The sequence below is a fragment of the Conexibacter sp. W3-3-2 genome (assembly GCF_009707605.1).
GTDB lineage: Bacteria > Actinomycetota > Thermoleophilia > Solirubrobacterales > Solirubrobacteraceae > Paraconexibacter > Paraconexibacter algicola.
The window spans coordinates 131,928-152,289 of record NZ_WLYW01000001.1 but is presented as its reverse complement, the minus strand read 5'-3'; the positions used below and the strand labels follow the sequence as shown (position 1 = coordinate 152,289).

Below are 20,362 nucleotides of genomic sequence, written 5' to 3'. Positions count from 1 at the left end.
CAGCCGCGCCACCCCGGGCCGCCACCCGGCCGGCCCGCCACGGACCCGCCGGGATGCCCGCCGGCCTCAGGCGGCCGCGCCGGCGGGCTTGCGGCGCGCCGGCTTCTTCTTCTTCTTCGCGGCGGCGGCCGGGGCCGCGGGGCTCGCGGCGGGGTCGAGCAGCTCGGCGAGGAACCTGCCGGTGTGCGAGGCCGGTTCGGCCGCCACGTCCTCCGGGGTGCCCTGGGCGACGACCTGGCCGCCCTCCTCCCCGCCCTCGGGCCCCATGTCGATCAGCCGGTCGGCGGTCTTGATCACGTCGAGGTTGTGCTCGATCACGACGACCGAGTTGCCCTGGTCGACGAGGCGGTGCAGGACCTCGAGCAGCTTCTGCACGTCGGCGAAGTGCAGGCCGGTCGTCGGCTCGTCGAGGATGTACAGGGTCTGGCCGGTGCCGATCTTCGACAGCTCGGTCGCGAGCTTGACGCGCTGCGCCTCGCCACCCGACAGCGTCGTCGCGGGCTGGCCGAGCCGGATGTACCCGAGGCCGACGTCGTTGAGGGTCTCGAGCCGCCGCCGGATCTTCGGGATGTTCTCGAAGAACACGACCGCCTCCTCGACCGGCATGTCGAGCACGTCGGCGATCGACTTGCCCTTGAAGCGGATGTCGAGGGTCTCCTTGTTGTACCGCTTGCCGTGGCACTGCTCGCACGGCACGTACACGTCCGGCAGGAAGTGCATCTCGATCTTGATCTGCCCGTCACCGGCGCAGACCTCGCAGCGGCCGCCCTTGACGTTGAACGAGAACCGGCCCGCCTTGTAGCCGCGGGCCCGCGCCTCCTGCGTCTTGGAGAACAGGTCGCGGATGACGTCGAAGAGGCCCGTGTAGGTCGCCGGGTTGGAGCGCGGCGTCCGGCCGATCGGCGACTGGTCGACCTGGATGATCTTGTCCAGCGCGTCGAGCCCGAGCACCGCCGTGTGGGAGCCCGGCCGGTTGCGCGCCCGGTGCAGCTTGTTGGCGACGGCCTTGTAGAGGACCTCGTTGACGAGCGTCGACTTGCCCGAGCCCGACACGCCCGTCACGCACGTGAGCGTGCCGAGCGGGACGCGCACGTCGACCCCGCGGAGGTTGTGCTGCTTGGCGCCCCGGATCTCGAGGTGCCCGCTGGGCGTGCGCCGCTGCGCCGGCACCTCGACCCGGCGGGTGCCGGCGAGGAACTGGCCGGTCAGCGACTTCTTCACCTTCGCGACCTGGGCGGCGGTGCCCTGCGCGATGATCGCCCCGCCGTGCTCGCCCGCCCCCGGTCCCATGTCGACGACGTGGTCGGCGGCGATCATCGTCTGCTCGTCGTGCTCGACCACCAGGACGGTGTTGCCGAGGTCGCGCAGCCGCTCGAGCGTGGCGATGAGCTTCGTGTTGTCGCGCTGGTGCAGGCCGATCGACGGCTCGTCGAGCACGTAGAGGACGCCGACGAGCGCCGAGCCGATCTGGGTCGCCAGGCGGATCCGCTGCGCCTCGCCGCCGGAGAGCGTCGACGCCGCCCGGTCCATCGAGAGGTAGCCGATGCCGACGTTGTCGAGGAACCGCAGCCGCTCCTCGATCTCCCGGAAGATCAGCCGCGCGATGTGCCGCTCGGTGTCGGTGAGCTCGACCTCGTCGAGCCACACGAGCGCCCGCTTGACCGACAGCGCGCAGAACTCGTGGATCGCGTAGCCGCCCACGAGCACCGCGCGCGACTCGGGCCGCAGCCGCGAGCCCTTGCACGCCGGGCACGGGCGCATCGACATGAACTCCTCGATCTTGTCGCGCGACCACTCCGAGTCGGTCTCGCGGTAGCGCCGCTCGAGGTTCGGGATGACCCCCTCGAACTTCGTCGCGTACGACCGCTTGCGCCCGTAGCGGTTCGTGTACGTCACGCCGACGGCGGTGCCGCGGGTGCCGTGCAGGAACACCTCGCGCGCGTCCTCGTCGAGATCGGCCCACGGGGCGTCGAGGTCGATGTCGTAGACCTCGCTGAGCGCGATCGACATCTGCTCGTAGTAGCTCGAGCTCGACCCCGCCCACGGCGCGATCGCGCCCTCGTTGATCGACAGCGACGCGTCGGGGACGACCATCTCCGGGTCGATCTCCATCTGATGCCCCAGCCCGGTGCACCGCTCGCACGCGCCGTGCGGCGAGTTGAACGAGAAGATCCGCGGCTCGAGCTCCGCGATCGACGCCCCGTGGTCGGGGCAGGCGAACTTCTCCGAGTAGAGCGTCAGCACGGGCGCGCCGTCACCCTCGCGCGGGACCGTCTCGATCTCGACCATCCCGTCCGCGAGCGCGACCGCGGTCTCGATCGAGTCGGCGAGCCGCTTGCGGATGTCGGGGCGCATGACGAGCCGGTCGACGACGACCGAGACGTCGTGCTTGAACTTCTTGTCGAGGACGATCTCCTCGTCGGCGAGCTGCCGCAGCTCCCCGTCGATCTTCACGCGCGCGAAGCCGTCGGCCTGCAGCTCCTCGAAGACCTTGCCGAACTCGCCCTTGCGGCCGCGCACGATCGGGGCGAGGACCATGAAGCGCGTGCCCTCGGGCTGCTCCATGACCTGATCGATGATCTGCTCGGCGGACTGCCCCTGGATCGGCTTGCCGCAGATGTGGCAGTGCGGCCGCCCGATCCGGGCCCAGAGCAGCCGCAGGTAGTCGTAGATCTCGGTGACGGTGCCGACGGTCGAGCGCGGGTTGCGCGACGTCGTCTTCTGGTCGATCGAGATCGCCGGCGACAGCCCCTCGATCGAGTCGACGTCCGGCTTGTCCATCTGCCCGAGGAACTGGCGCGCGTAGGCGCTCAGCGACTCGACGTAGCGGCGCTGCCCCTCCGCGTAGATCGTGTCGAACGCCAGCGACGACTTGCCCGAGCCCGAGAGCCCCGTGATCACGACGAGCGCGTCGCGCGGGAGCGTCACGTCGATGTTCTTGAGGTTGTGCTCGCGAGCACCGCTGACGACGATCTGGTTGCGCTGCGCCATGGACACATAAGCGTACCGGAGCGAACAGATGTTCCCCCAGGTGTCCCGGCGACCTGCGACGCTTGTCGGGATGCGCACCGGTGTGCTGTTCGGCGTCGCCGCCTACGGGCTGTGGGGCCTCTTTCCCCTGTACTTCCCGCTCGTCGACCGTGCGGGCCCGGTCGAGCTGCTCGCCCACCGGATCGGCTGGTCGCTGCTGTTCGTCGGCGCGTTCCTGGCGCTCCGGCGGCAGCTCGGCCCGGTCGGGGCGCTGCTGCGGGACCGGCGGCGCCTGCGCCTGCTGACGCTCTCGGCGGTGATGATCGCCGGGAACTGGGGGCTCTACATCTACGCCGTGACGACCGACCGGGTGATCGAGGCGGCGCTCGGCTACTTCATCAACCCGCTGCTGAGCGTCGGCCTGGGGCTGGCGCTGTTCGGGGAGCGGCTGCGGCCGGCGCAGACGGCCGCCCTGGGGCTGGGCACCGTGGCGGTGGTCGTCCTCGCCGCCTTCTCCGCGACCGGGTTCCCGTGGATCGCGGTCAGCCTCGCGGTCCTCTTCGCCGGCTACGGGCTCGTGAAGAAGCTCGCGGACGTCGGGGCCGCGGAGGGCCTGATGGTGGAGACGCTCGTGCTCGCCGGGCCTGCCGCGCTGTTCCTCGGCGTGCTCGCCGCCCGGGGGGACGGCACGTTCACCACCGAGGGGGTCGGGCATGCGCTGCTGCTGGTGGCGGCCGGGCCCGTGACGGCGATCCCGCTCGTGCTGTTCTCGGCCTGCGTGACCCGGGTGCCGCTGTCGACGGTCGGGCTGCTGCAGTACCTCGCCCCCGTCCTGCAGTTCCTGATCGGCTGGCTGGTCGCCGGGGAGACGATGCCGGCGGCCCGCTGGGCGGGCTTCGCGCTCGTGTGGACGGCGCTGGTGGTGCTCAGCGCGGACGCGCTGCGGGCGTCGGCCGCCGGGCGCCGAGCGGCGACCGGCGGCGACGCGGAGCCTCAGCCGATGGTGGCGTAGACCTCGTCGAGCAGCGCGGCCCGGTCGGCGAGGTCGAAGTTCTCGCTGAGGTACGTGTCGGTCTCCTCGCGGCTGGAGCCGTTGAGCGCCATGTTCAGCGCGATCAGCCGGGCGCCCTCGACGTCCCCGCCCTCGGCGGGTGCGGCGTCGGCCTTCGGGGCCTCGGCGGGCGCCGCCGTCTCGGTGGAGGCGAACAGGCCGGGCGCCTCCTCGGCGGCCGCGGGCTCCTCGACGGGCGCGGCCTCCGGCTCGGCCGCCGCGGCGGCGGGCTCGGGCTCCGGGTCGGCCGCGACCGGTGCGGGCGCCGGGACCGGCGGCAGCGGCTCCACCGTGGAGCCGGCGGCCCCGTAGAGCTCGCCCATGTTGCCCTGCAGCAGCGTGAGGTCCGCGTTGAGCCGGTTGGCCCCGGTGCGCAGGCTCTCGATCAGGGCGCCCAGCTCGCTCTCCATCGCGTCGACCCGCTGCAGCATCAGCTGCGTGGACTCCGCGACCTTGCCGACGTGCTCGGCGCTCTTGGCGACCGCGTCGTCGCGGGTGCCCTGCGCGTCGCTCTGCGCCTCGGCGCGGATGCGGGCGGCCTCGTCCTGCGCGGCAGCCTCGATGGCGGCGGCGCTGGACTCGGCGGCCTCGACGATCGAGCGGACCTGCTCGGACGCGGCGAGCGCCAGCGACGCGGCGCCGGCGGACGCGGGAGCGCCCTTGGCGCGCTTCAGCTGCTCGACCTCGGCGCTGATCGCCGCGAGGTGCGCGTCGACGGCCTCGGGCTCGTAGCCGCGGCGGCCGATGGGGAAGTCCTTCTTCTCGATGGACTGCGGGTCCAGTGCCAAGCCTTCTTCACCTCTGAGGTTTCGTTGCGGGGTGGCGGGCGCGGGCTAGGCCTAGCGCGCCGCGCGGCGTCGGGCCCCCGCCTCGCGGCCAGCGACCGACCGGCCTCGGGGCAGGCGACCTCAGGGCAGGCGGACGTCGTCGCCGTCCCGCACGACGAGCCCGTCGCGCACGAGGCCGTCGAGCGCGCGGCGCAGCCGCTCCGGGTCCATCGCGGGCAGCGGCCCGCCTGCGGCGAGCGCCTCGACGATCCGGCCCCGGGCCCAGCGGTTGGTGTCCTCGAACCGCTCGCGGGTCCCGCCGCGAGCGCGCGGCGCGATCTGCACCCGGCCCGCGGAGGCGCACCGCTCCGCGACCGGGCAGCCGTCGCAGGCGGCGTCGCGCGCCCGGCAGACGGTGGCGCCGAGCTCCATCATCGCCTGGTTCCAGTCCGCGGCCCGGCCGGGCGGCAACAGCGCCTCGGGCTCCCCCCGTCCGAGCCGCTGCGCGACGCGGCGCACGTTCGTGTCGACGGCCGCGACCTGCTCGCCGAACGCGAACGACGCGACCGCGGCGGCGGTGTACGGGCCGACGCCGGGGAGCGCCCGCAGCCCGGCGGCGGTGCGCGGCCAGCCGTCCCGGGCGACCACGCGGCAGGCCTCCTGCAGGCGCAGCGCGCGGCTGTTGTAGCCGAGGCCGACCCAGGCCGCGAGCACCTCGGCGGTCGGGGCGGCCGCCAGCGACGCGTCGTCGGGCCAGCGGTCGAGCCACGCCTCGTAGCGCGGCACGACCCGCGCCACCTGGGTCTGCTGCAGCATGACCTCGCTGACGAGGATCGCGTACGGGTCGCGGGTCCGGCGCCACGGGAGGTCCCGGGCGACGCGGCCGTACCAGTCCAGGACGGCCGCGTGCAGGTCGGCCTGCGCCACGCCCGCTCAGGCGCCGGCGGGCGCGTTGTTGCGCGCGGTGGCGAGCTCCCGGTTGAGCCCGCGGATCTCGTCGCGCAGCCGGGCCGCGTACTCGAACCGCAGCTCCTCGGCGGCGGCGAGCATCTCCTCCTCGAGCTCGGCGATCGCCTTCTCGAGCTCGCCGGCGGACATCCCGTCCGTCTTGAGCTTCTTGCGCTCGCTGCGCTTGCGGCCCTTCGGCGTCTTGCCCTCGGCCATGAGGAACTCGGCGATGTCGCTGACGCCCTTGACGATCGACGCGGCGGTGATGCCGTGCTGCTCGTTGTAGGCGAGCTGGATCTCGCGCCGCCGCTCGGTCTCGGAGATCGCGGCGTCCATCGCGGCGGTGCGCTTGTCGGCGTACATGATCACGGTGCCGTCGGCGTTGCGCGCGGCGCGGCCGATCGTCTGGATGAGCGAGGTCTCCCCACGCAGGAAGCCCTCCTTGTCGGCGTCGAGGATCGCGACGAGCGACACCTCGGGGATGTCGAGGCCCTCACGCAGGAGGTTGACGCCGACGAGCACGTCGTACTCGCCGAGCCGCAGGTCGCGGATGATCTGGATGCGCTCGAGCGTGTCGACCTCGCTGTGGAGGTAGCGGACCTTGAAGCCCATCTCCAGCAGGTAGTCGGTGAGGTCCTCGCTCATCTTCTTCGTCAGCGTGGTGACGAGGACGCGCTCCTCCTTCTCGACCCGCGTGCGGACCTCGTTCATGAGGTCGTCGATCTGGTTCTTCGTCTCGCGGACGTCGATGTGCGGGTCGACGATCCCGGTCGGCCGGACGATCTGCTCGACGACCTCGCCGCTGTTGCGCCGCTCGTACTGGCCGGGGGTGGCGGAGACGAACACGATCTGCGGCGTGATCGAGAGGAACTCGTCGAACTTCTGCGGGCGGTTGTCCATCGCCGACGGGAGCCGGAAGCCGTAGTCGACGAGGGTCTGCTTGCGCGAGCGGTCGCCCTCGAACATGCCGCCGATCTGCGGCACGGTCTGGTGGGACTCGTCGAGGAACACGACGAAGTCGTCGGGGAAGTAGTCGACGAGGCAGTACGGCCGCTCGCCGGGCCGCCGTCCATCGAGGATCCGCGAGTAGTTCTCGATCCCGTTGCAGAAGCCCATCTCCTTGAGCATCTCCATGTCGTACTGCGTGCGCTGGCGCAGCCGGTGGGACTCCAGGAGCTTGCCCTCCGCCTCGAGCTCGGTGCAGCGCTCGTTCAGCTCGCGGCCGATCTCGGCGACGGCGGCCTCGATCTGCCCCTCCTTGACGTTGTAGTGCGTCGCGGGCCAGATCGAGACGTGCTCGAGGTCGTCCTGCAGCAACTCGCCGGTGAGCGGGTCGAAGTGCTGCAGCCGCTCGACCTCGTCCCCGAACAGCGTCGCGCGGTAGGCGGACTCGGCGTAGGCGGGGAAGATCTCCAGCGACTCGCCGCGGACCCGGAACGAGCCGCGGCCGAGCGCGGTGTCGTTGCGCACGTACTGGATCGACACGAGCTTGCGCAGCAGCGCGTCGCGGTCGATCTCCTCCCCCTTGCGCAGCGTCTGGAGGTTCTCGTCGTAGGTCTCGGGCGAGCCCATGCCGTAGATCGCGGAGACCGACGCGACGATGAGGACGTCGCGGCGGGCGAACAGCGCGGCGGTGGCGGCGTGGCGCAGCCGGTCGATCTCCTCGTTGATCGCCGAGTCCTTCTCGATGTAGAGGTCGCGGCTCGGGACGTACGCCTCGGGCTGGTAGTAGTCGTAGTAGGAGACGAAGTACTCGACCGCGTTGTCGGGGAAGAACGTGCGGAACTCGTTGCACAGCTGGGCGGCGAGCGTCTTGTTGTGCGCCATCACGAGCGTCGGCCGCTGGAGCTTCTCGATCGTGGCGGCCATCGTCATCGTCTTGCCGGTGCCGGTGGCGCCCAGGAGCGTCGTGAAGCGGTCGCCGCGCTCGACGGCCGCGGCGATCTTCTCGATCGCCTGGGGCTGGTCGGCGGCGGGGCTGAACGTCGAGTCGAGGCGGAAGGGCGGCACCGACCGAGGGTAGCGAGCGCCCCGACCGGTTCCTGTCCTAGATGCCGGCCCCGACGCGGGCAGGTGCCGTCCGCCCCGCTTCTGCGACACTCCGCGCGGGGGTCCACCGCACGACGAAGGTGCAAGGACGTGGGACGACGAGGGAGCCGGACCCGGCGGCAGGAGGCCGCGCCAGCACGATGAGCCTGCCGCGACCCATCCCACCCGCACGCGACACACCGATTTCAGGGCCGTCATCGGACCCCGCCCCGGTCCGTCATGACCGCCGTGCCCCGGGTCACGGCCGTGCCGCAGGGATCGCCGCGCGGCTCTCGGCGGAGCCCGGGAGCGTCGACGAGCTCACGCGCCGGGAGGGCGCCGTCACGCTCGCGCGCGGTCGCCTGGCCCTCACCACGGCCACCGCGGCCGCCGCGTTCCTCGGCCCGACCCGCGAGGACGGCCTGTGGGTCCTGCTCGTCCTCGGCGTCGCCTGGACGGTGTGGACGAACCTCCGCGTCCTGCGCCACCGGCGGCTGCCGCTGCCGCTGCTGTGGTGCTCGCTCGTCGACGGACTGTTCGTCGCCGCCGCCTTCCCGCTGAGCGGCGGGACCGACAGCCTCGTCGCCGTGCCGCTGATCGCCATCCCGTCGCTCCTCACGGTCCTGTACACGCCGCGCGAGACCGGGCTGCTCCCGGTCGTCCCGTACCTGGCGTTCCTCGCCTGCGCGATCGTCGAGATCGCCCGCGGCGACGGGGACGCGGCCCGCACCCTGCTGGTCGTCACGCTCGCGCTCGCCGCCACGATGGTCATCGCCGTGCTCGCCAGCCGCGTCCGCGTGCGGGCCGCGGCCCGCACGAGCGAGCTGTACGCGCTGCGCCGCGGTCTGCTCGCGCAGGCGCTCGCGGCCGAGGAGCGCGCCAGCCGGCGGCTCTCGGAGGCGCTGCACGACCACGCGCTGCAGACGCTGCTGGCGGCCGCCCAGGATCTCGGGGAGGTCGTGCCCCGGGACGACGCCTCCCGCGCGACGCTGCTGCACGCGCAGCGCAACCTCGCCGACGGGATCGGCGACCTGCGCCGCACGGTCCGCCAGCTGCACCCGATCACGCTGTCCAGCGGCGGCCTGGCCGGGGCGATCGCGCGCCTGGCGCACGAGCAGGCCGAGCGCACCGGCTTCGAGGCCCGGGTCGACGTCGACGAGGCCGCCTGCGGACGCCACGACGAGCTCGTCTTCTCGCTCGTGCGCGAGCTCGTCACCAACGCCGCCAAGCACGCCGACGCCGACCAGGTCGTCGTCCGCGTCGAGGCGACCGACGGCTGGATCGACCTCGAGGTCGTCGACGACGGCGTCGGGATGGCCGACGGCCGCGAGCAGGAGGCGGTCGGCGACGGGCACATCGGCCTGGCGTCCACGCGCGAGCGGGTCGAGGCCGCGGGCGGCTGGCTCGTCGTCGAGTCCGCGCAGGCGCGCGGGACCGCGGTGCGCGTGCGGCTCCCGGGCTGACGGCGGGCGCGCGCCGCGCGCCGCTACAGGCCGAGCTCGGCCGCGTAGCTCGTGCGGTAGTCGCGGCGGGCCTGCTGGACCTTCGCGACGTAGGTGCGGGTCTCCGGGAACGGGATGTCCTGCACGCGCAGCTGCCCGCCGCGCTCGGAGCGCCAGCGGTCGACGTTCCCCCTCCCCGCCGTTGTAGGCGGCGAGCGCGAGCGTCGTGTTCCCCTCGTACTTGTCGAGCAGGTAGCGCAGGTAGTACGAGCCGTAGGAGATGTTGACCTGCGGCGTCGAGAGGTCCCCGGTCTCGAACGTGACGCCGCCGGACTTGTCGGCGATGTAGTGCGCGGTCGCGGGCGTGAGCTGCATCAGGCCCTTCGCCCCGGCCGAGGACGTCTGGTCGCGGAAGTGCGACTCGGCGAAGATCACCGCGGCGATCAGCGCCGGGTCCAGGCCCTTGTCGGCGGCCTGCTGGCGGATGATGTCCTCGTGCTTCAGCGGCAGGGTGATCTCCTGCACCGCGTCGTTGAACGTCGGCGCGAGCAGCGTGCCGCCCCCCGCGAGCGACAGCAGCGCGGTGACCACCAGCGCGGCACGACGCCGGCGCAGCTGGCGCCGGCGGGCGGCGGCCGCCCGCCGGGCCGCGAGCGCGTCGACGCGCCGCCGCTGGGCGGTGCGGGCCCGCGGGGCGGGGCGCGGGGCGGCGCGGTGGGTGGCGGTGGCGGGACGCGGGCTCATGCGGCGGCAGCACGGAGTCTGACGTGCGGGCCCGACGTCTGCGTGACTTCAGGCCCGTCCCCCTTCTCTACGCCGCCCCGGCGGGCGTTCCTGCCGGCGGCGGTCCTTCAGGCGCCGGACGCCGCGGTGACCGCGGCCAGCACGGCGGCGAGACGGTCCTCGAGCTGCGCGACGTCCCCGTCGTTGACGACGTGGTGCGTGGCGCGCGCGGCCTTCTCCTCCTGCGTGAGCTGCCGGGAGGCGCGCTCGTCCACGGCGGCGTGGCCGCGGGCGGCGGCCCGGGCGGCCCGGACCTCCTCGGGCGCGGTGATCGCGACCGTGGCGTCGTAGGCGCCCTCCATCCCGGCCTCGAACAGCAGCGGCGTCTCGACGACAGCCGCGACGGGCGGCGGGTCGGCGTCCTGCGCCGCCTGGCGGAACGCGACGACGCGCGCCCCGACGCGCGGCCACAGCAGCTGCTCGAGCCACTGGCGCTCCTCGGGGGCGGCGAAGGCGGCGCGCGCGACCGCCTGGCGGTCGACGACGCCGTCGGGGGCCACCTCGGGGCCCCAGCGCTGCACGACGAGGTCGCGGACCTCGTCGTCGGCGTAGAGCTCGTGCACCACCGCGTCGGTGGAGAGGGTCACGGCGCCCAGCCGCTGCAACGCGGCGAGCGCCGTGGACTTCCCCGCGCCCAGTCCGCCGGTGAGACCGATGAACGGCACCGGCGCCGACCCGGCGCGGGGGTCCGACACGCTGCTAGGCCTGCTCGTCCGTCTCGGGAGCGGGGTCCTGCGGGGCCGCCTCGGCAGCCGGGGCCTCGGCGGCCGGGGCCTCGGCGGCCGGGGCCTCGCCCGCGAAGACGTCCTCGCTGAGCCCGAGGTCCGGCACGTCGTCGAGGCTGCCGGCGCCGGCACCGTCGATGTCGTCGATCCACTCGCGACGCGGGAGCTCCTGCCCCTCGACGCGCTTGACCGACAGCGAGAGCCGACGGCGCTCGGAGTCGATCTCGAGGATCTTCACGCGCACGTCGTCGCCCGGCTGGACGATCTCGCGCGGGTTCTCGACGTGGTGCGCCGCGAGCTCGGAGATGTGCACGAGGCCCTCGACGCCGTCGAGGATCTCGACAAAGGCGCCGAACGTGACGACCTTGGTGACGGTGCCCTCGAGCTCGTCACCGACGTTGTACGTGTCGACGACGCGCTGCCACGGGTCCTCCTGGGTCTGCTTGAGACCGAGGGAGATGCGCTGGCGGTCACGGTCGATGTCGAGGACCTTCACCGCGACGGTGTCGCCGATGTTGAGGATCTCGGACGGGTGGTTGACGTGCGACCACGACAGCTCGGAGATGTGGATGAGGCCGTCGATGCCGTTGAGGTCCACGAACGCGCCGAAGTCGACGATGTTCGAGATCTGGCCCTCGACGACGAGGCCGGGCTGCAGGCGGTCCAGGATCTCCTGGCGCTGCTCCTTGCGCTCCTCCTCCAGCACGGCGCGGCGCGAGAGCACCACGTTGTTGCGGGAGCGGTTGAGCTCGATGACCTTGCACTCGATCGTCGTGCCCATGTACTGGTCGAGATCGGGCACGCGGCGGATGTCGACGAGCGACGCGGGCAGGAAGCCGCGGACGCCGAGGTCGATGATCAGGCCGCCCTTGACGACCTCGATGACGTGACCCTCGACCGGCTCGCCGGACTCGGCGGCGGCCTCGATGCGACGCCAGGCCTTCTCGAAGCGGGCGCGCTTCTTGGAGACGATCAGGCGACCGTCCTGGTCCTCCTTGGTGAGGACGAGCGCGTCGATCTCCTCGCCGAGGGTGACCTCCTCGTTGGGATCGACGTTCTTGCGGATCGAGAGCTCGTTGTTGGGGATGACCCCCTCGCTCTTGTATCCGATGTCGACGAGGACCTCGTCCTTGTCGATGCGGACGACGATGCCGGAGACGACTTCGCCCTCCTCGAAGGGCGAGAAGGTGGCGTCGTAGTTCGGAACGATCTGCCCGTCGATCTCGAGCAGCAGGCCGTCAGAACCTTCGACGACCTTCGCGTCCGTAGTGGGGTCGGTAGTGATGGTGGTCATTGGTCCGGCAAGGGTAGCGCGATGGTGCGGTCTGCCGCTTGCCGGCCACCCGCGGGACGGAGCCGTAGAATCCGGACCCTCATGCCCGTCAGAGCGACCAAGCGCGGCGACGACCGCACCCCCTCGGCGGCGAGTACGACGTGCTCGTCTGCGGCGCGAGCTTCGCCGGGCTCGCGACGGCCCGCGAGCTGTCCGGCTCCGGGGCCCGGGTGCTGCTGATCGACCGCTACGAGATCGGCGAGAAGCAGACCTCCGCGTGCGCCGCGCCGACCGAGTGGCTCGAGAACCTCGGGCTCACCGGCGCGATCCGCCAGACGTTCGACGACCTCGTCATCCACCGAGCGCGCGCGTTCGGCGGTCGCGACACGACGAAGACCTACCGCTGGCACCTCCCGTGGTCGTTCTCGACGTTCGACTACCGCGAGATCTGCGACCTGCTCAAGGCGCAGTCGCCCGACGTGCCGTTCGAGACCGCGAAGGTCGAGGGCCGCACCGGCGAGACCGTGCACACCGACCGCGGCGACCTGACCGCGCCGCTGATCGTCGACAGCCTCGGCTGGCCGCGCTACCTCAGCGAGTCGGGGCAGCGGGTCACGCCGCCCAACGCGCGCGTGTCCCGCGGCCTGGAGGTCCACCCCCGGGCTCCGACGAGGACCTCGAGCTGTGGCTCGACCCGAAGTACGTCGAGGCGGGCTACGCCTGGAACTTCCCGGCCGGCGACGAGCTGCGGATCGGCGTCGGCTCGTTCGACCCGCACAAGCACGTCAAGCGCCAGACCGTCGAGCTCGCGCAGGAGCTCGAGAAGCCCGCCGACCGCTGGCAGGGCAACTGGATCCCGCACCAGATGCGCGCCCCGACCGACGGGATCGTGTTCTTCGCCGGGGACAGCGCCGGCCACTGCTTCCCGGTCACCGCCGAGGGCATCCGTCCCGCGCTGTACTTCGGCCTGGCGGCCGGGCGCGAGCTCCGCAAGGTCGTCGAGGGCCGCCAGACCCGCGCGCAGGCGCTCGACCGCTACGCGGCCTTCTGCGACGAGCACCTGTGGGCGTTCCGCTGGCTGCTGCGCACGCAGCACCTCGTCGGCCGGACGAACCGCTACCCGATCCTCGACACCGTGCTGGACGTCATGGACCGCGACCGCGTCATCCACTGGGCGTTCAACCACTACCTCGACATCGCGCCGCCCTCCTACGCGCTGGAGGGCCCGCACGGCGACCGCTTCGTCACGCCGCTCGGCAGCGCCCCGGCCGCACCGCCGGTCGTCGCCGCCGCGTAGCCGGCGATCGCGCCCCGGCGTCCCGCCCGTACCCCGGGCGTGACGCCGACCCGCGCCGACCGCCTCAGCACCCCGCTCGTCGCGCTGGACGCGCCCGCCAACGCGATCAGCGACGTGCTCAACGACGCGATCCCGTGGCTGTGGTGGCCGCTGCGCGTGCCGGCGCGCGACGCGCCACTGACCGCGCCCGCGCACGCGCTCTACGCCGTCCACGGGACCGTCGCGCTGCTCGCCGCGCGTCGGCTGTCGGGCCGCGCGCTGCCGACCGGTCCGTCGCTGGCGCTCGGGCTGCTGTCGTGGCTGTGGTTCACCGGCGCCTGGGACCGGCGTGCGCGGCGGCTGGCGGCGCGGGCCCGCTGATGGCGAAGATGCGCCGCAAGGGCGATCTGCCGTCGAAGGTCTGCGCGACGTGCGGGCGCCCGTTCGCGTGGCGGCGCAAGTGGGCGCGCGACTGGGAGTCGGTGCGCTACTGCTCGGAGCGGTGCCGGCGCACCGGGCCGCGGCAGGACGGCGGCGCGGACGGCTGAGCCGCCGTCCGGCTCAGCCGCGCACCACGAGGCCGACCCCGGCGACGAGCAGCACGATCCCGACGACCTTCGTCGCGGTGATCGGCTGCTGCTCGGCCCCGAGCCAGCCGAAGCGGTCGATCAGCACGCTGATCGTCAGCTGCGACGCGATCGTCGCGGCGGTGACCCCGCCGGCCCCGAGCTCGCGGACGGTGACGAGCACCGACGCGACGTAGACGGCGCCGAGCAGCCCGCCGGTCACGTAGTACCAGGGGAGCGTGCGGGCGTCGCGGATGGCGTCCAGGCCGCCGGAGGCGAGCGCCGCGATGCACGCGAGCGCCACCGTGCCCAGCGCGAACGAGAGGAACGCCGCCTGGAACGTGCCGACCGTGCGGCCGAGCGTCGAGTTGATCGGGGCCTGCAGGGCGATCAGGCCGCCGGCGACCACCGTCAGCACGAGGGCCGCCGAGCGGTCCACGCTACTTCGCGTCCAGCCAGGTCGTGCCGACGCCGGGCGCGACCGCCATCGGCGGGTCGTGCGGCCACGGCGCGACCATCTCGCGGATCGCGAGCTCGCGGACGCGCTCCATCTCCTCCGGCGGGCCCTCGAACAGCAGCTCGTCGTGGATCTGCAGGATCAGCCGGGTCGTCAGGCCCTCCTCGCGCAGCGCGCGGTGCGCGCCGATCATCGCGAGCTTGATGACGTCGGCGGCCGTGCCCTGGATGACGGTGTTGACCGCGAGCCGCTCGCCGAGCGTGCGCACCTGGTAGTTGCGCGCCTTCAGCTCCGGGATCTGCCGGCGACGCCCGTACAGCGTCGTGACGTGCCCCTGGTCGGTGGCCTGCTCGATCGTCCCGGTCATGAACGCGTGGACCGCCGGGAACCGCTCGAGGTAGGTGTCGATGAACGCCTTGGCCTCCTCGCGCGGGATGTTCAGCCGGTCCGCGAGCCCGTAGTCGCTGAGGCCGTAGACGATGCCGTAGTTGATCATCTTCGCCTTGGAGCGGTCCATCGGCGTGAGCTCCTCGGCGGGCTTGCCGAAGACCTGCGAGGCGGTGGCGGTGTGGACGTCCTCGCCGCGCAGGAAGATGTCCTTGAGCACCTGCTCGCCCGCCGCGTGGGCGAGCACGCGCAGCTCGACCTGCTCGTAGTCGGCGCTCAGCAGCACCATGCCCTCGGCGGCCTCGAAGCAGCCGCGGATCTCGCGGCCCAGCTCGGTGCGGACGGGGACGTTCTGCATGTTCGGGTTGGTCGAGGAGAGCCGCCCGGTCTGCGCGACGGCCTGCAGGAACGTCGTGTGGATCCGCGACTCCTCGTCGGTGAGGTTCGGCAGCACGTCCAGGTAGGTCTTGGCGAGCTGGTTGAGCTCGCGCCAGCGCTCGATCTTGGGGACGATCTCGTGCTCGTCGCGGATCGCCTGCAGCACGCGGGCGTCCGTGGAGAAGCCGGTCTTGCCGCGCCGCTTGCGCGACAGGCCGAGCTTCTCGAACAGGATCTGCCCGAGCTGCTGCGGGGAGCCGAGCACGAACTCCTCCCCCGCGAGCTCCCAGACCTCGCGCTCGAGCTGCCCGATCTCGTCGTGCACCCGCTCGCGGATCGCTGCGAGGCGCGGCTTGTCGAGCTTGACGCCCGCGACCTCCATCGCGCGCAGCACGTCGACGAGCGGCAGCTCGATCTCGTCCATCAGGCCCTGCAGGCCGCGGTCGGCGAGCTGCTCGCGCTGCCAGCCGGCCAGGGCCGCGCAGAGGACGGCGGCGGCGCCCGCCGGGTCCTCGACCGCGGTCCCGAAGCCGCGCTCCTCGCAGAGCTCGGCGAACGGGTAGCCGCGCCGGGCGGGCTCGAGCAGGTAGGCGGCGAGCATCGTGTCGAGCGCGAGGCCGGGCGGCACGAGGCCGAGCTCCTTCGCGTCGTGGGCCACGACCGGCCGGTCGCCCAGGGCGGCGACGAGGTCCTCGGGCCGGGCGGCCTCGCCGACGAGCACCTCACGCGCGTCGTCGGCCGTCGGGAAGACGCCGAACCGCCAGGTCGGCTCGGCGGCGAACAGCTCGCCCTCGGCGACCTCGGGGGCGTGCACGGCGATCGCGACCTCGGCGCCCGCGGGGAGCGCCGTGACGTCCTCGAGCGTCGCCTCGCGCACGACGGCGCCGACCTGCGACTCGGTGGGCGCGGCGGGCGCCGCCTCCTCGCTGGAGCCGAGCGCCTCCTCGAGGCGGCGCAGCGGGTCGCGCAGCTCGAACTCGCGGAACACCTCGCGCAGCCGTGAGCGGTCCGGCTCGCGCGCCGCCGCCTCGGTCGGGTCGAGGTCGACCTCGACCTGCCGGTTCATCCGGGCCAGGTCGCGGCTGATCCGCGCGTCCTGCGCGTGGTTGGTCAGGTTCTCCTTGCGCTTGGCGCCGCTGATCTCGTCGATCGAGGCGAGCACGGTCTCGAGGTCGCCGAACTGCTGCAGCAGCGTCGCGGCGGTCTTGTCCCCGATCCCCGGGACGCCCGGGATGTTGTCGGAGGTGTCCCCCTTCAACCCGTAGAAGTCGGGGATCAGCTCGGGCGGGATGCCGTACCGGTCGATGACCGCCTGCCGGTCGTAGCTCTTGGTGTCGGTGATGCCGCGGGCGGTGGCCATGATCGTGACGAGCCCGTCGTCGTCGATCAGCTGGAAGGCGTCGCGGTCGCCGGTGACGATCGTCACCGGGACCGGCGGTTCGGCGTGGCGGGCCTTCTCGGCGATCGACGCGATGACGTCGTCGGCCTCGAACCCCTCCACGCGCACGTTCGCGTAGCCGAACGCGTCGACGATCTCCTCGAGGTGCGGCCACTGCTGCTTCAGCAGCGACGGGCGCGAGGTCCGCTGCGCCTTGTACTCGGGGTAGACCTCCTTGCGGCCCGAGTGCCCGGCGTCCCAGACGACCACGGTGGGCTTCTGGCCGTGCTCGGTCATGATCTTCACGAGCATCGACGCGAAGCCGAAGATCGCGTTCGTCGGGAACCCGGTGGAGGTCGCGATCGACTCGGGGAGCGCGAAGAACGCCCGGTAGGCGAGCGAGTTGCCGTCGATGAGGAACAGGTCGTCGGGCATCACGCCCAACCTAGCGGCCGGGCGTGACCGACCCGGACCGCGCGGCTCAGGCCGATGCGGCGACGCCGGAGCCGGCGAACTCGAACGTGACGCCGGTGAGCGCCTCGCTGGCGTCCCACAGGCGCCGCGCGGCCGCCGGGTCCTGGGCCGCCCCGCTCATGCCGACGAGCTGCGGCGCGCCACGCATCTCCCCCGGGCCGTCCGGCCCGACGTACGCGGCGCCGGGCAGGTCCTGGGTCGCCGCGTAGAGCGTCGGCAGCGCGCCCCGCTCGGGCGACTGCGCGACGACGCGGTTGAGCAGGCCCATGACGCGGTCCTGGACGGTCTCGGTGTGCGCCTGCAGCCCCGTCGCCGCGTAGCCGGGGTGCGCGGCGACCGCGCGGACCGGCGCGTCGGCGGCGGCGAGGCGGCGCTGCAGCTCGAGCGTGAACAGCAGGTTCGCGAGCTTCGACCGCGCGTAGGCCTTCCAGCGGTGGTAGCCGCGCTCCCACATGAGGTCGTCGAAGTCCATCGTCCCGAGGCGGTGGAAGCCGCTGGAGACGGTGACGACGCGGTCGGTGATCCGCCCGAGCAGCAGGCCGGTCAGCGCGAAGTGGCCGAGGTGGTTGGTGCCGAGCTGCATCTCGAACCCGTCGGCGGTCAGCCGGTAGGGCAGCGCCATCACGCCCGCGTTGTTGACGAGGACGTCGATCGGGCCGTCGAGCGCGTCGACGAAGCCGCGCACCGACCCGAGGTCCGCGAGGTCGAGCGCGCGGACGTCCACGTCCCCCGTCATCGTCGCGGCGGCGGCGCGCCCCCGCTCGACGCTGCGGCAGGCCAGCACGACCCGGGCGCCCGCGCGCGCGAGCTCGCGCGCCGTGACGAGTCCGATCCCGCTGTTGGCCCCGGTGACGACGACGGTCCGCCCGTCCTGTCGCGGCAGGTCCGCCGCGGTCCATGCGCTCATCCCTGGACCGTATCGACCGGGAACGTCCGCGATCACGGACGCTTGTACAGTTCGCCGCCCATGAGCGTCACCCCATCCGCCCAGTACAGCCTCACGATCCGCGTCGAGATCGCGCACAAGCCGGGCATGCTGGGCCGCGTGGCGTCGGCGATCGGCGACGCCGGCGGCGTCATCGGCGCGGTCGACCTCGTCGAGGTCGCCGACGAGACGCTGGTGCGCGACATCACCGTCGACGCCGCGGGCCCCGACCACTGGGACGCGATCACCGCCGCGATCGAGGGCCTCGACGGCGCGCACGTGGTCGACACGACCGACCGCACCTTCCTCATGCACGTCGGCGGCAAGATCGAGCAGGCGAACAAGGCGCCGCTGAAGACCCGCGACGACCTCTCGATGGCGTACACGCCGGGCGTCGCGCGCGTCTGCCAGGCCATCGCGGACGACCGCGACAAGGCGTTCCAGTACACGATCAAGCGCAACACGGTCGCCGTCGTCAGCGACGGCACCGCGGTCCTGGGCATGGGCGACATCGGCCCCGAGGCGGCGATGCCCGTGATGGAGGGCAAGGCCTGCCTGTTCAAGGAGTTCGCGGGCGTCGACGCGTTCCCGATCTGCCTCGACACGAAGGACACGGACGAGATCGTCCGCACGGTCAAGCTGCTCGCGCCGACCTTCGGCGGCGTGAACCTCGAGGACATCTCGGCGCCGCGCTGCTTCGAGATCGAGGACCGGCTGAAGGCCGAGCTCGACATCCCGGTCTTCCACGACGACCAGCACGGCACCGCGATCGTGACGCTCGCCGCCCTGCTGAACGCGTGCAAGATCACCGGCCGCGACCTCATGGACCTGCGCGTGCTCGTGACCGGGCTCGGCGCCGCCGGCGTCGCGGTCACGAAGATCCTCATGGAGGCGGGCGTGCGCCACGTCATCGGCGCGGACTCGCGCGGCGTCGTGAGCACCAAGCGCGCCGACTACCAGGACGGCTCGATGAACAGCATGAAGCGCTGGTACGCCGAGCACTCCAACCCGGAGAAGATCACCGGCACCCCGGCCGACGCGATCGACGGCTGCGACCTCTTCATCGGCCTCTCCGGCGCCCGCATCTTCCCGGCCGAGACGCTCGCGAAGATGAACAAGGACGCGATGGTGTTCGCGATGGCGAACCCGAACCCGGAGGTCTCCCCGAGGAGGCCGCGCCCTACGCGCGGATCATCGCCACCGGCCGCAGCGACTACCCCAACCAGATCAACAACGTGCTGGCCTTCCCCGGGATCTTCCGCGGCGCGCTGGACGTCCGCGCCCAGCAGATCACCGAGGAGATGAAGATGGCCGCGGCGCGCGCGATCGCCCAGATCATCCCCGACAGCGAGCTGCGCGAGGACTACATCGTCCCCTCGGTGTTCAACCGCGAGGTCGCCCCGGCGGTCGCCGAGGCCGTCGCGCAGGAGGCCCGCCGCACCGGCGCGGCGCGCGTCGACGACCACGCGATCGGCTTCGCGGCCGGCGACGTGGACCGGCTGCTGTCCTGAGCGGGACGGTCTGAGCCGGGCGCGTCCGCGCTCCGTACCCTGGGCGTGAACATCACCACTCCCAGGAGCTGCTGAACATGAAGGTCACCGTCACCGGCGCGAGCGGCCTCATCGGCACGAAGCTCGTCGCCGCCCTGAAGGCCCGCGGCGACGACGTGCTCGTCCTCTCGCGCTCCCCCGAGAAGACCTCCGAGAAGCTCGGCGTGCCCGCGCTGGCCTGGGACCTCCTGGCCGGCCCGCCGCCGGCCGAGGCCGTCGACGGTCGCGACGCGATCGTCCACCTCGCCGGCGAGCCGGTCGCGCAGCGCTGGAACGCCCAGCGCAAGCAGGCGATCCTCGAGTCCCGCGAGACCGGCACCCGCAACCTCGTCGCGGGCATCGCCGCGGCGACCGCCAAGCCGTCCGTCCTCGTGTCCTCGTCGGCCGTCGGCTACTACGGCAAGCACGGCGACGAGAAGGTCCCCGAGTCCTCCCCCGCCGGCGACGACTTCCTCGCCGACGTGTGCGTGCGCTGGGAGCAGGAGGCCGAGAAGGCGTCCGCCGCCGGCGTGCGGGTCGTGCTGCTGCGCACGGGCGTCGTGCTCGACCAGGCGGGCGGCGCGCTCAAGACGATGCTGCCGCCGTTCAAGGCGGGCGTCGGCGGCCCGGTCGCGGGCGGCAAGCAGTACATGCCGTGGATCCACGTCGACGACATCGTCGGCCTGTACCTCAAGGCGCTCGACGACAGCGCCTGGAGCGGCGCGTACAACGGCAGCGCCCCCGAGCCGGTCACGAACAAGGCGTTCTCCAAGACGCTCGGGAAGGTCCTGAAGCGTCCCGCGTTCTCGCCCGTCCCGGCGTTCGCGCTGCGGATCCTCTACGGCCAGATGGCCGAGATCGTCACCGAGGGGCAGCGCGCCGTGCCCGAGCGGCCGCTGGCGGAGGGCTACAGCTTCCGCCACACGGACCTTCAGGCGGCCCTCGCCGACGCGCTCGGCAAGGGCTGAGCCACCCGCGTCGCGGTCCCGTCGCCTCCAGGGCGAC

At 72.7% G+C, this 20,362-nt stretch carries 15 protein-coding genes and 3 pseudogenes; 8 read left to right on the top strand and 10 right to left on the bottom strand.

Features of this window, described 5'->3' with window-relative positions; genetic code table 11:
- Positions 1-66: 66 nt before the first annotated feature.
- Positions 67-2,991, bottom strand: coding sequence for an excinuclease ABC subunit UvrA (gene uvrA, locus GKE82_RS00750; RefSeq protein ID WP_154732020.1), 2,925 nt, complete (start codon positions 2,989-2,991; stop codon positions 67-69).
- A gap of 70 nt (positions 2,992-3,061) precedes the next feature.
- On the opposite strand from uvrA, the gene rarD reads away from it, so the two are divergent.
- Positions 3,062-3,982: an EamA family transporter RarD gene (gene rarD, locus GKE82_RS00745; RefSeq protein ID WP_154732019.1), complete on the top strand. Its 921-nt coding sequence runs from the start codon at positions 3,062-3,064 to the stop codon at positions 3,980-3,982.
- Here the strand turns inward: rarD and GKE82_RS00740 are convergent.
- The 3 genes from GKE82_RS00740 to uvrB form a co-directional block, all read right to left on the bottom strand.
- A complete protein-coding gene (locus tag GKE82_RS00740) occupies positions 3,964-4,809 on the bottom strand; it encodes a DivIVA domain-containing protein (RefSeq protein ID WP_107569934.1) in 846 nt (281 codons plus the stop codon). The two genes, rarD and GKE82_RS00740, sit on opposite strands and share 19 nt — an antisense overlap.
- A gap of 120 nt (positions 4,810-4,929) precedes the next feature.
- Positions 4,930-5,715, bottom strand: coding sequence for an A/G-specific adenine glycosylase (locus GKE82_RS00735; RefSeq protein WP_309233302.1), 786 nt, complete (start codon positions 5,713-5,715; stop codon positions 4,930-4,932).
- A gap of 6 nt (positions 5,716-5,721) precedes the next feature.
- A complete protein-coding gene (gene uvrB, locus GKE82_RS00730; RefSeq protein ID WP_309233301.1) occupies positions 5,722-7,746 on the bottom strand; it encodes an excinuclease ABC subunit UvrB in 2,025 nt (674 codons plus the stop codon).
- A 179-nt stretch (positions 7,747-7,925) separates the two neighbouring features.
- Between uvrB and GKE82_RS00725 the strand changes: the two genes are divergently transcribed.
- Positions 7,926-9,227: a sensor histidine kinase gene (locus GKE82_RS00725; RefSeq protein ID WP_154732017.1), complete on the top strand. Its 1,302-nt coding sequence runs from the start codon at positions 7,926-7,928 to the stop codon at positions 9,225-9,227.
- A 222-nt stretch (positions 9,228-9,449) separates the two neighbouring features.
- Here GKE82_RS00725 and GKE82_RS00720 read toward each other — a convergent pair.
- The 3 genes and pseudogenes from GKE82_RS00720 to rpsA form a co-directional block, all read right to left on the bottom strand.
- Positions 9,450-9,950 (bottom strand): annotated as a pseudogene (locus GKE82_RS00720) (lytic transglycosylase domain-containing protein); the annotation flags it as partial.
- 107 nt (positions 9,951-10,057) lie between these two features.
- Entirely contained in the window at positions 10,058-10,684 is a 627-nt protein-coding gene (coaE, locus tag GKE82_RS00715) for a dephospho-CoA kinase (RefSeq protein WP_233243882.1), read from the bottom strand.
- 4 nt (positions 10,685-10,688) lie between these two features.
- A complete protein-coding gene (gene rpsA / locus GKE82_RS00710; protein ID WP_154732016.1) occupies positions 10,689-12,008 on the bottom strand; it encodes a 30S ribosomal protein S1 in 1,320 nt (439 codons plus the stop codon).
- A 140-nt stretch (positions 12,009-12,148) separates the two neighbouring features.
- On the opposite strand from rpsA, the pseudogene GKE82_RS31130 reads away from it, so the two are divergent.
- From GKE82_RS31130 to GKE82_RS00695, 4 genes and pseudogenes are all read left to right on the top strand, one after another.
- Positions 12,149-12,211: pseudogene (locus tag GKE82_RS31130) on the top strand (hypothetical protein); the annotation flags it as partial.
- Between the two features lie 191 nt (positions 12,212-12,402).
- Positions 12,403-13,284 (top strand): hypothetical protein, encoded by an 882-nt coding sequence (locus tag GKE82_RS00705; RefSeq protein ID WP_230316066.1) that lies wholly within the window; start codon positions 12,403-12,405, stop codon positions 13,282-13,284.
- A gap of 39 nt (positions 13,285-13,323) precedes the next feature.
- Positions 13,324-13,644 carry a hypothetical protein gene (locus GKE82_RS00700; RefSeq protein WP_154732015.1) on the top strand — a complete coding sequence of 107 codons (321 nt, stop codon included), beginning with the start codon at positions 13,324-13,326 and terminating at the stop codon, positions 13,642-13,644.
- Positions 13,644-13,811 carry a DUF2256 domain-containing protein gene (locus tag GKE82_RS00695; protein WP_196189001.1) on the top strand — a complete coding sequence of 56 codons (168 nt, stop codon included), beginning with the start codon at positions 13,644-13,646 and terminating at the stop codon, positions 13,809-13,811. Before GKE82_RS00700 ends, GKE82_RS00695 begins: the two co-directional genes overlap by 1 nt.
- 13 nt (positions 13,812-13,824) lie before the next feature.
- Here GKE82_RS00695 and GKE82_RS00690 read toward each other — a convergent pair whose 3' ends face one another.
- The 3 genes from GKE82_RS00690 to GKE82_RS00680 are packed head-to-tail and all read right to left on the bottom strand — an operon-like array spanning position 13,825 to position 17,810.
- Positions 13,825-14,268: a DMT family transporter gene (locus GKE82_RS00690; protein WP_107569942.1), complete on the bottom strand. Its 444-nt coding sequence runs from the start codon at positions 14,266-14,268 to the stop codon at positions 13,825-13,827.
- A 1-nt stretch (position 14,269) separates the two neighbouring features.
- Positions 14,270-16,864 carry a DNA polymerase I gene (gene polA, locus GKE82_RS00685; RefSeq protein WP_154732014.1) on the bottom strand — a complete coding sequence of 865 codons (2,595 nt, stop codon included), beginning with the start codon at positions 16,862-16,864 and terminating at the stop codon, positions 14,270-14,272.
- 46 nt (positions 16,865-16,910) lie between these two features.
- The gene (locus GKE82_RS00680; protein WP_154732013.1) at positions 16,911-17,810 is read right to left on the bottom strand and encodes an oxidoreductase; all 900 of its coding nucleotides are present in this window, start codon (positions 17,808-17,810) and stop codon (positions 16,911-16,913) included.
- 60 nt (positions 17,811-17,870) lie between these two features.
- Here GKE82_RS00680 and GKE82_RS30480 point away from each other — a divergent pair.
- Positions 17,871-19,339: pseudogene (locus GKE82_RS30480) on the top strand (NAD-dependent malic enzyme).
- Positions 19,340-19,416: 77 nt separating this feature from the next.
- Positions 19,417-20,325: a TIGR01777 family oxidoreductase gene (locus tag GKE82_RS00670; protein WP_107570375.1), complete on the top strand. Its 909-nt coding sequence runs from the start codon at positions 19,417-19,419 to the stop codon at positions 20,323-20,325.
- Positions 20,326-20,362 lie beyond the last annotated feature (37 nt).

Excerpts from the sequence above, each read along its gene's own strand:
- uvrA (WP_154732020.1), bottom strand. The coding sequence starts at position 2,991 with ATGGCGCAGCGCAACCAGATCGTCGTCAGCGGTGCTCGCGAGCACAAC.
- rarD (WP_154732019.1), top strand. The coding sequence starts at position 3,062 with ATGCGCACCGGTGTGCTGTTCGGCGTCGCCGCCTACGGGCTGTGGGGC.
- GKE82_RS00725 (WP_154732017.1), top strand. The coding sequence starts at position 7,926 with ATGAGCCTGCCGCGACCCATCCCACCCGCACGCGACACACCGATTTCA.
- rpsA (WP_154732016.1), bottom strand. The coding sequence starts at position 12,008 with ATGACCACCATCACTACCGACCCCACTACGGACGCGAAGGTCGTCGAA.
- GKE82_RS00695 (WP_196189001.1), top strand. The coding sequence starts at position 13,644 with ATGGCGAAGATGCGCCGCAAGGGCGATCTGCCGTCGAAGGTCTGCGCG.
- polA (WP_154732014.1), bottom strand. The coding sequence starts at position 16,864 with ATGCCCGACGACCTGTTCCTCATCGACGGCAACTCGCTCGCCTACCGG.
- GKE82_RS00680 (WP_154732013.1), bottom strand. The coding sequence starts at position 17,810 with ATGAGCGCATGGACCGCGGCGGACCTGCCGCGACAGGACGGGCGGACC.
- GKE82_RS00670 (WP_107570375.1), top strand. The coding sequence starts at position 19,417 with ATGAAGGTCACCGTCACCGGCGCGAGCGGCCTCATCGGCACGAAGCTC.